This window comes from Aminobacter sp. LjRoot7 (assembly GCF_964252895.1).
GTDB lineage: Bacteria > Pseudomonadota > Alphaproteobacteria > Rhizobiales > Rhizobiaceae > Aminobacter > Aminobacter aminovorans_B.
Genome location: NZ_CAXUPX020000021.1, coordinates 26812 through 37733, shown reverse-complemented (window position 1 = coordinate 37733; position 10922 = coordinate 26812). Strand labels below are relative to the sequence as shown.

Genomic DNA, 10922 nt, shown 5'->3' with positions numbered 1-10922 from the left:
GCCGTCACCTGCATCCTGTCCACGCTCATCGGGTGGGTCCTATTCCGCCGCTTCTACCGTCAGCGGAAGCTGCTTGTTGCGACAGATCAGCTCGCGTAGCGTCTCCGTCTCCAGACCCGTCAGATCCGTCAGCGGGGGACGGACAGGGCCGGGGTCCCTCCCGCTCAGCCTAACGCCGGCCTTGATTATCGATACGGCATAGCCCTTGCTGCGATCGCGTATGGCGATAAGGGGCAGGAAGAAGTCGTTGAGCAGACGGCCGCAAACGGCAGCGTCCGAACGGCGGGCAGCCGCAAAGAACTCGGCCGCGAGATCGGGGACGAAATTGAACACCGCCGAAGAATAGTTGGTGATCCCTGCTCCCATATAGGCGGAAGCATAGACCTCGTGGGTGGGCATGCCCCCCACATAGATGAAGCGATCACCCATCTTGGTGATGATCGAGGTCACAGCCTCGATGTCGCCCACGCCGTCCTTGTAGCCGACAAGGTTGGGGCAGGCATCGGCAAGGCGCGCGAGCGTGTCCGCACTGAAGCGGCTGAAATCGCGGCTGTAGACGAAAACGCCGATGCCGACTGCGGCGCACACTGCCTTGACGTGCCGGAAAAGCCCTTCCTGCTCAGCCGGCACGAGATAGTGCGGCAACAGCAGCACCGCATCGGCGCCGGCCTTTTCTGCTGCGCGCGCCATCTCGACGGCCATGACCGTTCCGTAGCCGGCTCCCGAGATGATCGGAACATTGCCGGCAACCTCCTTGGCGGCGGTCACGATCTCGGGAATCTCCTGCGGCGCCAGCGAGAACATTTCGCCGGTTCCACCGGCCACGAACAGGGCGCCGGGATTGAACCCGCACAGCCATTCCACATGCTCGCTGTAGGACGATCTTGCAAACCGCAGTTCGGAATCGAAATGCGTGACGGGAAACGAGAGGACGTTCTTCGCCATAGTGGCTTCGAGGGTGGTGGTCATAGTGTTTCCTAGTCTTCCCTGGTCATCAGAATCGGATTTATGGTACGTATTATGTCATACAACTTATATGTTGCTCGATCTGGCAACTATTCGCCATTCCCACCTGGCCACGGCGTTTCGGCGACGGGTGTCAGAGGGCCGCGACCCTCGAACCAGGCAAACAAATTGTCCTGCAGCAGTTCGATCATCTCCGCTCGCGTCTTCTGCGACGCCGAACCGACGTGCGGCAGCAGGACGACGTTGTCGAGCGCAAGCAGTTCCTGCGGCACCTCCGGCTCCTTCCAGAACACATCCAGACCGGCCGCCAGGATGGCGCCGTCGCGGAGCGCGGCGATGAGCGCGTCCTTCTCAATGACCGCACCGCGCGCGACGTTCACGATGATGCCGTCGCTGCCGAGCTTCGCCAGCACGTCGGCATCGACCAGGCCCTTCGTCTCCGGTCCGCCGGGGAGAGTCAGGATGAGCACGCTTACATGGCCGGCCATTTCTCGAATGTCCTTGAAATGCCGGTAAGGCACATCGGCCTGTCTGGTCCGGCCGCAATAGCAGATTTCCGAGACCTCAAAGCCTTGTAGCCTGCGGGCGACGGCCTTGCCGATGCGCCCGAGACCGACGATCCCGACCGAACGCCCCCGCAGGGAGGGCGAATTGGGGAACGGGCTCTTCGCCCACCGTCCCTCGCGGATGTGGCGCTCGGCCTGCGGCATGCGCCTGACGGTCGCGATCAGCAGGCCGACCGTCAGATCCGCCACTTCCTCGGTGAGCACGTCGGGCGTGTTGGTAGCGATGATGCCGCGGCGCGCGACGGCTTCAATGTCGAGGCGGTCGTAACCGACGCCAATGTTCGCGATGACCTCCAGATTGGGCAGCTTATCCAGGATGACATCGTCTATGCGTTGCGAGCCCGCGGCGATCATGCCGCGGACCTTGGCGCCATCCCGCGCCAGCATCGCGTTCGGCTCGTCGATCTGCCAGTAGCGGATCACCTCGAAGCGGTCGCCGATGCTGCGATAGGGGAACCGGGCAAGCTCCGCCATCTGCAGGATGACCGGCTTGTCGGCAAGGCGCCCGTTATTCGTCTCCGCACCGGCCGCAATGTTCATGTGTCGTCTCCTCGCATGCCTCTTGTTCTTACCCTCCGTCAGCGGCGTGACGCGTAGGCGCGGCCGATGATGCCGCTGGCCGCAAGGACGACGGCTGCCGTTACGACCGTCACGATCAGCGTCATCGCCGCCACTTCCGACAACCGTCCATTGGCGAAGTAGTCGATCGCCACATGGCCGACCACGGCGCTATTCAGTCCCCCGAGGAATGACGAGGCGGTGACCTCGTTGACGGCAAGGAAGAACACGATCACCCAGCCCGCCAGCAGACCGTTGACCACCTGCGGTAGCACGACCTTCCTCAATGTGCGGAACAGCCCGGCGCCAGCCACATGCGCCGCTTCTGACAGTTCCTCGCTGGCCTGGCTGATCGCCGACGATGCCGCCCGCGAGGCTTCAGGGATGAACATCACACAATAGGCGATGAGCACGAGCAGCTTGGTGCCGTACAGGTAGAAGGGCGGGCCGCTGAACGCGATGATGAGCGCGACGGCGAGAACGATATGCGGGATCACGGCCGGCACCATCAGTGAATACTCGATGAGGTGGCCGGACTTCTTGAGCATCCGCATGCTGGCGAACATCAGGATACCGGCTACCGCCATGTTGATGGTGGCGGCAAGGGCGCCGAGGCTGAAGCTGTTGATCAGCGCGTCACGGGTCTCGAAATTCCCCAGAACGGTCCGGAAGTTGTCCAGCGAGAACTGGCTCGGGCCGGCGCCGAGATAGGGCTGCAGGGATCCGATCGCCAGACCGACGACGGGAAGGATGACCGCTCCCAGATAAACGATGAAAAGCGCGCGCACGACATAGCGCCAAGGTCCGAGCTTGACGGTGGCGGTGGACGAACTCTTGCCTCCGATCACCGCGCGGCCGACGGCGCGCGCCACGCGGAGCTGGAAGAACAGGCCCAGATAGACCAGTAGGAGCAGCGCCAAGCTGACCGCCACGGCCGAGTCCGGATCCGGCGGGAAGATGGCGAAGAGCCGGTAGATATGCACCGACAGCGTCGTGATCCCCGCGCCTGTGCCGATGATGAACGGGAAGGTGAAGCTCGACACGGCGTGAATACCAACGAGCAGCGCAGCGCTCGCGATCGCCGGCCCGACGACAGGCAGCGTCACTTTCCAGAGTGTCTTGCGCGGCGACGCCCCGAAGACGCGCGCGGCTTCGTCCAGCGCCGGATCCATGTTGCGCAGCGCGGCGCTGACGATCAGGTAGACCACAGGGGCGAGGCTGAGCGACGAGACCGCGATCAGGCCGTAGAAATTCAGGATGCTGACCGGGCCGCCGGTTTCGATGCCGAAGACGTAGCGCAGCGTTATGTTGCCGATGCCGGAATTGTTGGCGAACAGCATCACATAGCCGAGCGCCGAACCGATCGGCGGGACCATGAGCGGCAGGATCGGCAGGATGCCGGCCAGGCTGTCCATCCTGGCATCGGTCCGCTCGTTGGCCCAGGCCAGGAAGATGCCGATCGCGCAGGACAGGAAGAGCGAGCCGGTCGTGTAGATGAGCGTGTTGTAGAGGATCGTGCTAAAGCCGCGGGCCGCGACAGCCTCCTCGAACGGAGCTCCCGTCAGAGCGCCGTTCCGCACGAAGGTGCTGACCAGGGTGAGGAGGATCGGATAGAAGATCAGCCCCACGATCAGCAAAGCGAGCGCGATCACCAGACCAAGGAAGACCTGACGGAAATCAGGCATCTTGAACATGCGCTTGCGGCAGGAGCGAGTGAGTGCCAGCGCGCTCATCAGGCAAACACCCACATGGCCTGCGGGGCGACCTTGATCCAGGCGATTTCGCCCTCGGAGAAGCTGTATTTGGGCGCCAGCGCGAAAAGCTGGAACGCGCCCTCCGGGCCGGCCACGTCGAGCTGCAGCTCGACGAAGGCGCCCATGAAGGTCTGCCGCTCGATGGTGCATTGCCACGCATTGGGTCTGTCGACCGGCTCGCGAGAAAGCCTGCAGGATTCCGGGCGGAGCATGACTTCGACCGTATCACCGGCCGAAACCTTGCCGGAGCGGAGGGTACCGCTCACGACGCCCCACGGGGTATTTGCGGTTACGAGATCCTTGGCCTCGACGACCTTGCCCTTGGTCTCGTTGGACGGCCCCATGAAATTGGCGACATAGCGGTTGTTAGGGGCATCGTAGACCTTGCTCGGCGGACCGATCTGCACCACCTTGCCATGATCCATGACGACAAGCGTGTCAGCCAAGGCGCCAGCCTCGAGCTGATCGTGGGTGACGTACAGGCCCGCAAAGCCGAGCTGCCTCTGGAGGCTGACGATCTCGCGCCGGATCTGGTCGCGGACCTTCGCATCGACATTGGAAAGCGGTTCGTCGAAGAGGACGACATGGCTCTCGGCCGCGATCGCACGGGCGAGCGCCACGCGCTGCTGCTGCCCGCCGCTCAATTGCGAGGGAAGGCGATCGCCCATACCGGACAGGCCGACCGCCTCCATGACTTCGCCGGCCCGCTTGTGGGCCCGCGCCTTTTCCACGCGGCGCGAACGCAGGGGAAAGGAGATGTTCTCGATGACGCTCATATGCGGCCACAAAGCATAGGACTGGAACACCATCGAAACGCCTCGCAATTCGGGCGGCACCCAGTGCCGGCGCGCCGCCGAATAGACGATGTCGCCATTGATGGAGATCTCCCCGTCCTGCGGCTGCTCGAGGCCCGCTATGCTGCGCAGCAGCGTGGTCTTTCCGCAGCCGCTTGGGCCCAGAAGGACGACCATTTCACCGGGGTGAATGTCGATCGACACGTCATTCAGGGCATGAGTTATGCCGTTCTTCGTGACGTATTTCTTCGACAGGCCTCTGCCTTGGATGCGCGCTCGCGTTTCACCGCGCAGCGTCGTGTCTATGACATTCATTGCCTTGGTCACCTCTGGAGCACCGCCTTTGTGGCTGGTCGTTTTTGGTTAGGCCGGGAGCCCGAGAAGATCGAAGAGTTCCCTCGAATGCTTCAACGCACGCTCGATGTCCGGATCCTTGAGCTCGCCCATCGGCTTGGGCAGAGCGCCCGGCACGTCGTCGAGCGGCGACACGCTGACATTCGCGCAGAGGATCTCCTGTCCTTCGCGGGACATCGTGTAGTCAAACCAGGCCGTGGCGCCCTCCATGTTCGGCGCGGTCTTCGGAATCGCCGTGAAGTAGGAAGTCCAGTTGGGAGTCGGCGGCATGGGCGCGAGCTTGACCGGAGCGTCCTGGCCTTCATAGCGCTCCAAATTGCCGGGATTGCAGGGCAGGACCATCCAAGCTTCGCCGGCGGCGACCTGCTCGACGCCCTGCTGGGTGACCGGCACCAGCTTGAGATCCTGCTGCCCGAGTTTGCGCAGGAAGTCGTCGCCGAACTCATCGCGCAGCAGCAGCACGAAGGGGACCAGCGTCTCGCTATTGCGTGGGTCGGTCAGGATGATCTTGCCCTTGAACTCCGGCTTGATGAGGTCGCTCCAGTCCGCCGGCACGAGGTCGGCAGGCACCAGCTTCGGGTTGTAGGCGATGCCACCCGGCGAGGCGGTGACCAGGATATAATGATCATCCGGCCTCCAGAAAGTGCTGAGGCTGGCGACGCCCGGGCGATCTGCAAGCGAAATCAGCATGCCTTCGGCGGTGATCTTGCGCAGCAAGATGTCATTGCCCTGGGTGAAGACATCGCAAATATGCTGGCCGCCGGCCTGTTCGGCCAAGAAACGCTGGGCAAGGGCGGCGGAATTCAGCCGAAGCGACTGGACCGCGATGCCGGTCTTGGCGGTAAAAGCCTCCGACAGCTTAGCCTGAATGGCTGGATGGGTCGTCGAATAGACAGCGATGCTGCCGGCCGCCCGCGCCTTGCCGACAAAAACGGGAGCCGCGAGCGCGGTCCCGGCAACGGCGAGGCCGATAAGCGCCTGTCGTCGATTCAGGTTGGATGAACCAGTCTCGGGAAGATCAAGCTGCGATGTCATACGGTTCTCCGTCAAGACCAGCGGACGAAGGCGACGGCGCCGGTCACCAGTTGGTGCGATGTTCGCCTTGCATGTTCACTCTAGGTATTCGGCAATCTCGTCGAGAAAGAGCGGGCGTTCTCCGTCGCCGGCCGCATCCAGAGACTTGCAGAACAACCAAATTCCGTCGCCGGGGTTCTCTGTTACCTCGATTGCGGCGCCGTTCTTGAGACGCAACTTCGTTCCGGGAACAACCGCCTGCAGTTCGCCCGTAAAGGCCTTGCTTCCAGCACTCATCTTTCGCTCCTGCTCAGGGTAAGACCAGCTGTCAAACCAGGAAGCTCAGATTGCGCGCCAGAAGCACGGTCTGGCAAATGTACACTGTGCGCCGAAATATCTGCCAGGATCCGCCTACCCGTCGCAAATGGTCTTCGCGTCTACCGATCAGCGTATCCTCTTCGTCGGCGTTGCGGTTGCGGTAGACGAGGAATTTCGAGTTAACCTGGATTTCCGTTGGATCATCTGGCAGGCCATCGAGATCCACAATGCGAATGTTTGTGACTAGATGCGCGGTCCGCGAAAGCGGCTCCTCCGCCCAGTGGACGCCGGTCCGGATTTGGGCGACACGCGTCTTGAGGGTCTCCTTTCCCTCGTCGAACCAGGAGACGTCTAGCGGCTCGGAGAGGTACTCGACGCCCGCTCTGATGCCCTGATGAGCGAGGTTACGCGCCATCGGCATGCGATAGTGAAGGTCTTCTGAGAACAGGCCGAGCCATTCCTCGAACCTGCGGGTGTCGACAAGCTCCGCCTCGAGGGACATGAATTCCGCGATCTCAGACCTTAGTGCCACTGCGTTTTCACGTTTCATGACTGCCCGCACCCTCTACGCGATTTCCTTGGCCTTCATGGGGAAAGGCACGTCGTTGCGGATCGGGACGCGCCGCATCAGTTCGTCCCAGTTGCGCCCTTCCATGAATTCCGCCCACCGTTTCAGCCAGACCAACTGGTTCTGCTCAGTGACCGTCTCGCCGCACCAGACCGCGCCCGGAAGCAGGTCGCAGACCTCGGAGTGGCCGAGCCCCTGCTGGTAGTTGTAGGGATAGTTGCGCGCGACGCCGCCGAGGCTGGCCTGGGTGGCCGACGTCCAGTTCTCCAGATCGTCCTGTTCGGTCATGCCGGCCGGGCCCGAGTAGGTCATGTAATAGTGGCGGAGCTTGTCTTTGACCTCCTCGGGCGCATCGGAGTCGATAAGGTAATAGCGCCAGAATTCCGTCTGGGTCGGCCCGTTGGGATGGTGAACGATGATCGTCCTGGGTTGATCCTCATGGAACGACATGTTGGGGAAGATGGTGCCCTTGCCCTGATAGTGCGTGCCGCCCTTGCGCCGCTCCTTGTGCTTGGCGGCCATCTCGGCAAGGTATTCCGACACCACGGGGTAGCGCTGGAAGCTTGGCTCGCGCGGGAACTCCTCCTCGGAGCGCGGCAGGAAGCCAAGGCCACCATGACCGAGATCCGGCCAGCCGAACGCCGCGTGACCGGAAGCGCGCTGGTCTCGCCGCCCCTTGCCGCCGCTAGGATTGATACCGGCGAGGTTGACCGAGACGTGGCTCACCGCGTGAGCGGCGTCGCCGATGAAGTTGGTGGCAGGGAACTTCCAGTTGCAGTTTGTGCGCCATTTCTGGACGCCGACCAACACGGTCGACCCGCCCTCACGCCCGTCGCGGTGGTCGAGCGCCGAATCCAGCCACAGCCGCATGCCGCCGAGATAGTCTTCGAAGGACGCCGCGTTCGGATCCCAGGTAGCCCAGATTGTGCCCTTGTAGTTCACCATCTGGGCCGCCTTTATCAGGCCCCACTCCTTTTTCTGGAGCTCGCTGTGATAGTACTTCTCATAGCCCGGAACGCCGACTAGCTCGCCGGGCGTCTCGACCAGATTTCCGTCGGTTGAATAGCCCCAGGCATGATAAGGGCAACTGAAAAGCCGCGTATTGCCTTCGTCGTAGCGGCACAGCTTCATTCCGCGATGGCGGCAGCTGTTCAACAGGACATGGATTTTGTCCTGACGGTCGCGCGTCAGGATGACGGAGTCCTCGCCCATGCGGGAAACGTAGAAGTCGTCCTTGTTTGCAACCTGGGATTCATGCCCGACGAAGAGCCAAGATCGCGCAAAAATTTGCTCCAATTCACGTCGGTAAATCTTATCCTCGACAAAGATTTCCCGGCTAGCGGTTCCGTTTGCGATATCAACCAGGCTGCGGATGTCCATGCCAGCTCCCACTTCAGGCGTCACTGCATTGCTTTCTATATGACATCATACAACATTGCAAATTAAATCTGATTGACGAGACCGAGGTTGCATCGTTAGGGAAAGCTACTTCGCCTCAACAGCGTCGGAGGCTCGCCGCAGCGCCGCATAACGCGAGCGACTCCCACCAAGATGCACCCGCATCGCCGTGGAAGCGTACGCCGCGTCCTGGGTCTGCACGGCCTCGAAAATGGCCTTGTGCTCCTGGGCCGCAAGGTCGATCTGGTTACCCAGATAGGCCTCACCGCGGATCGATTCCGGGAGATGCTTGCGCGGCAAGGCGAGATCGCCAAGGGTTCTCAGGAACTGTGAGAAGCGCGGGTTATGTGTTGCTTCGGCAAGCGCCATGTGAAAGCGCAAATCCGCGTCTGATGCATCGTTTTGCTGCTTGCGAGCAGCTGCAAAATCCTCGAGTGCGCTAGCCATTTCCAGTAAGTCGGCTTCCGTGCGCCGCCGAGCCGCAAGGGCCGCCGCCTCGACCTCGACGGCGAGACGCAATTCCAGCATTTGCAGAATGTCTTCGAGAGTGGCGCCTTCGATGCGGTATGGCATCACGAGTTGTCCTGCCAGGCCTTTGACGAAGGCGCCAGCCCCCTGTCGCGTCTCCACGAGCCCTTCGGCCTTCAGCACAACGACCGCTTCGCGCACAACTGTCCTACTCACGCGCGCCGACTGGCCCAGTTCAGATTCCGTCGGCAGACGGTCGCCCGGCTGAAGCTGGCCATCATATATCTTACGTCTTATGGCCTCTGCCATCGACGTAACGAGATTCGTCCGTGGCTCCTGCGAACCCAAGGAATTCAGCAAGGACGCCGTGCGTCGTTTGGAAATGTCTTCGGTGCCCATCCTCTTCCCGTCATAACCACTTTGCCTTTAACTGATCTTGCTTTCTATACCACTCTCCGCTGCGCGAGAAGGCGCAGGAGGTGTGAGCGTAAAAATTCCTTTCTATAGAATCCATAATATGTATGATGACTGATATTTTCTAGAGAATTACCCCGAAAAGAGGTTTTGTCCGTGTCTGCAAAAGTCACACAAGTGGTCATCGTAGGTGGCGGACTTGCTGGCGTCGAGACCGCGTTCTCGCTTCGTCGTCTCGGGTGGGAAGACGATCTGGTCGTGGTCGATGTCGAGGCCGAGCTTCCCTATGAGCGGCCGCCACTCTCGAAGGCGATCCTGCTCGGCAAGACCGATGCCCACCGCATTCGCTTGCGCCCCCCTGAACTGTACGAACAGCTCGGCGTCACGCGCCTCGCGGGCCGGCGCGCGACCTCGCTGGACTTAGCAAAACAAAGCGTCAAGCTTTCGGACGGCACGGCCCTGGATTATCACGCGCTCGTCCTTGCCACAGGCGCAGCCCCGCGACGACTGCAAGTGCCCGGAAACACGCTGCCGGGCGTGCTGATGCTTCGGACCCTTTCCGATAGCCTTGCCTTACGCTCGTCCCTGACCCTAGGCGTCCGGCTGACGGTCGTCGGCGGCGGCTATCTCGGACTGGAAGTCGCGGCGGCCGCCGCACAGATGGGCGCCCGCGTCACCTTGATAGAGGCGGGAAACAGACTTCTGCAGCGCAGCGGCTCTAGGGTTCTGGGTGATATCCTTGCCAATTGCCTGGAGCGGGAGGGCGTCTCCATCGCGCTCGACGAAACGGTAGCCTGCTTTCGGGGTGAAACCTGCGTCGAGGCCGTGGAGACCACGAGCGGCCGGCTTTTCCAGACGGACCTGGCGCTTGTCGCCATCGGCGCCGCGCCGAACGGCGAACTTGTACACGAAGCCGGCCTTTCCGGTCCAGCCGGCATCCTGGTGGACGCCGAGGCCCGCACGAGCCTCCCCAACGTCTACGCGGTCGGGGATTGCGCGAATTTTCACGACCCCCGCTTTGGCCGCCACGCGCGGCTTGAATCCGTGCAGAGTGCGACATGGCAGGCAAGGATAGCCGCGGCGGGAATTACCGGCACGGGGGCCCCGAAGCCCAAGCATGCGTATTTCTGGTCGGAACTCTTCGACATGAAAATCCAGATCGCAGGGTACGCTGACCCGTCGACGCCATCGCACGAAGAACTGGTCGGCAACCAGGCCGAGGGGCTCGCAATCTATCGTTTCCAGCACGACAGGCTCGCGGCGGTCGAGTGCATCAACCGGCCCATCAATTTTGTGCAGGCGCAGCTGCTGATCGGGCGGGTGGCAAGGAATTTGGTCGATCTAAAGGAAGTCAAAGTTGAAAGTTGAAGTTCATTTTCGCCTGCCAGACAACAGCGTTCGTAAGGTGGAGGCGACCTGTGGCCTGTCGCTGATGGAGGCTGGCAAACAGGCAGGCGTTCCCGGCATCATTGGCGACTGCGGCGGCGGGGCCATGTGCGCGACCTGTCACGTATATGTCGACCCGGATTGGCAAGACCGCGCCGGAGAACCGGAGGCCACCGAATCCCTAATGCTGCAGCTGACCGAGGAGCAAAGGGACAATAGCCGGCTGTCGTGTCAGATCACCGTCGAGGAGGAACTCGACGGCTTGGTCGTGGAAGTGCCCGAGGAGCACATTTGATGGGATGGACGGCCCGTGCTCCTGTCTCGGTGGTGCAAATCTGGCCTTCGTCGATTTGCGCAATCCAAA

General features: G+C 61.9%; 12 protein-coding genes. 3 read left to right on the top strand and 9 right to left on the bottom strand.

The genetic code is table 11. The features are described 5' to 3' along the window. Positions 1-39: 39 nt before the first annotated feature. The 5 genes from kdgD to ACSQ3E_RS30195 all read right to left on the bottom strand — a co-directional run bounded on the left by kdgD (position 40) and on the right by ACSQ3E_RS30195 (position 5850). Positions 40-969, bottom strand: coding sequence for a 5-dehydro-4-deoxyglucarate dehydratase (kdgD, locus tag ACSQ3E_RS30215; protein ID WP_310329413.1), 930 nt, complete (start codon positions 967-969; stop codon positions 40-42). Positions 970-1055: 86 nt separating this feature from the next. Then, complete coding sequence (locus tag ACSQ3E_RS30210; RefSeq protein WP_310329415.1) at positions 1056-2072, bottom strand: 2-hydroxyacid dehydrogenase; 1017 nt, start codon at positions 2070-2072, stop codon at positions 1056-1058. A 38-nt stretch (positions 2073-2110) separates the two neighbouring features. Continuing rightward, positions 2111-3823: an ABC transporter permease gene (locus ACSQ3E_RS30205; RefSeq protein ID WP_436125437.1), complete on the bottom strand. Its 1713-nt coding sequence runs from the start codon at positions 3821-3823 to the stop codon at positions 2111-2113. Further along, positions 3823-4953 (bottom strand): ABC transporter ATP-binding protein, encoded by a 1131-nt coding sequence (locus ACSQ3E_RS30200; protein ID WP_310329421.1) that lies wholly within the window; start codon positions 4951-4953, stop codon positions 3823-3825. The genes ACSQ3E_RS30205 and ACSQ3E_RS30200 overlap by 1 nt, the downstream gene beginning before the upstream one ends. A 48-nt stretch (positions 4954-5001) precedes the next feature. Beyond that, positions 5002-5850 (bottom strand): ABC transporter substrate-binding protein, encoded by an 849-nt coding sequence (locus ACSQ3E_RS30195; RefSeq protein ID WP_436125438.1) that lies wholly within the window; start codon positions 5848-5850, stop codon positions 5002-5004. Here ACSQ3E_RS30195 and ACSQ3E_RS30190 point away from each other — a divergent pair. Then, positions 5743-5994, top strand: a complete 252-nt coding sequence (locus ACSQ3E_RS30190) for a hypothetical protein (protein WP_310329505.1) — start codon at positions 5743-5745, stop codon at positions 5992-5994. The two genes, ACSQ3E_RS30195 and ACSQ3E_RS30190, sit on opposite strands and share 108 nt — an antisense overlap. 108 nt (positions 5995-6102) lie before the next feature. Here the strand turns inward: ACSQ3E_RS30190 and ACSQ3E_RS30185 are convergent, their stop codons facing one another. From ACSQ3E_RS30185 to ACSQ3E_RS30170, 4 genes are all read right to left on the bottom strand, one after another. Next, entirely contained in the window at positions 6103-6303 is a 201-nt protein-coding gene (locus tag ACSQ3E_RS30185) for a hypothetical protein (protein WP_310329423.1), read from the bottom strand. 31 nt (positions 6304-6334) lie between these two features. Beyond that, on the bottom strand, positions 6335-6874 hold the full coding sequence (locus ACSQ3E_RS30180) for a 3-phenylpropionate/cinnamic acid dioxygenase subunit beta (RefSeq protein WP_436125436.1): 540 nt from the start codon (positions 6872-6874) through the stop codon (positions 6335-6337). A gap of 15 nt (positions 6875-6889) precedes the next feature. Beyond that, positions 6890-8272 (bottom strand): aromatic ring-hydroxylating oxygenase subunit alpha, encoded by a 1383-nt coding sequence (locus ACSQ3E_RS30175; protein WP_310329427.1) that lies wholly within the window; start codon positions 8270-8272, stop codon positions 6890-6892. Positions 8273-8377: 105 nt separating this feature from the next. Next, positions 8378-9157 carry a FadR/GntR family transcriptional regulator gene (locus tag ACSQ3E_RS30170; RefSeq protein ID WP_310329429.1) on the bottom strand — a complete coding sequence of 260 codons (780 nt, stop codon included), beginning with the start codon at positions 9155-9157 and terminating at the stop codon, positions 8378-8380. 171 nt (positions 9158-9328) lie between these two features. Here ACSQ3E_RS30170 and ACSQ3E_RS30165 point away from each other — a divergent pair, with 171 nt between their 5' ends. Further along, positions 9329-10540: an NAD(P)/FAD-dependent oxidoreductase gene (locus ACSQ3E_RS30165; protein ID WP_436125435.1), complete on the top strand. Its 1212-nt coding sequence runs from the start codon at positions 9329-9331 to the stop codon at positions 10538-10540. Beyond that, positions 10530-10853 carry a 2Fe-2S iron-sulfur cluster-binding protein gene (locus tag ACSQ3E_RS30160; protein WP_310329432.1) on the top strand — a complete coding sequence of 108 codons (324 nt, stop codon included), beginning with the start codon at positions 10530-10532 and terminating at the stop codon, positions 10851-10853. Before ACSQ3E_RS30165 ends, ACSQ3E_RS30160 begins: the two co-directional genes overlap by 11 nt. The last annotated feature ends 69 nt before the right edge of the window (positions 10854-10922 follow it).

Excerpts from the sequence above, each read along its gene's own strand:
- ACSQ3E_RS30185 (WP_310329423.1), bottom strand. The coding sequence starts at position 6,303 with ATGAGTGCTGGAAGCAAGGCCTTTACGGGCGAACTGCAGGCGGTTGTT.
- kdgD (WP_310329413.1), bottom strand. The coding sequence starts at position 969 with ATGACCACCACCCTCGAAGCCACTATGGCGAAGAACGTCCTCTCGTTT.
- ACSQ3E_RS30205 (WP_436125437.1), bottom strand. The coding sequence starts at position 3,823 with ATGAGCGCGCTGGCACTCACTCGCTCCTGCCGCAAGCGCATGTTCAAG.
- ACSQ3E_RS30180 (WP_436125436.1), bottom strand. The coding sequence starts at position 6,874 with ATGAAACGTGAAAACGCAGTGGCACTAAGGTCTGAGATCGCGGAATTC.
- ACSQ3E_RS30210 (WP_310329415.1), bottom strand. The coding sequence starts at position 2,072 with ATGAACATTGCGGCCGGTGCGGAGACGAATAACGGGCGCCTTGCCGAC.
- ACSQ3E_RS30190 (WP_310329505.1), top strand. The coding sequence starts at position 5,743 with ATGCTGGCCGCCGGCCTGTTCGGCCAAGAAACGCTGGGCAAGGGCGGC.
- ACSQ3E_RS30170 (WP_310329429.1), bottom strand. The coding sequence starts at position 9,157 with ATGGGCACCGAAGACATTTCCAAACGACGCACGGCGTCCTTGCTGAAT.
- ACSQ3E_RS30200 (WP_310329421.1), bottom strand. The coding sequence starts at position 4,953 with ATGAATGTCATAGACACGACGCTGCGCGGTGAAACGCGAGCGCGCATC.
- ACSQ3E_RS30175 (WP_310329427.1), bottom strand. The coding sequence starts at position 8,272 with ATGGACATCCGCAGCCTGGTTGATATCGCAAACGGAACCGCTAGCCGG.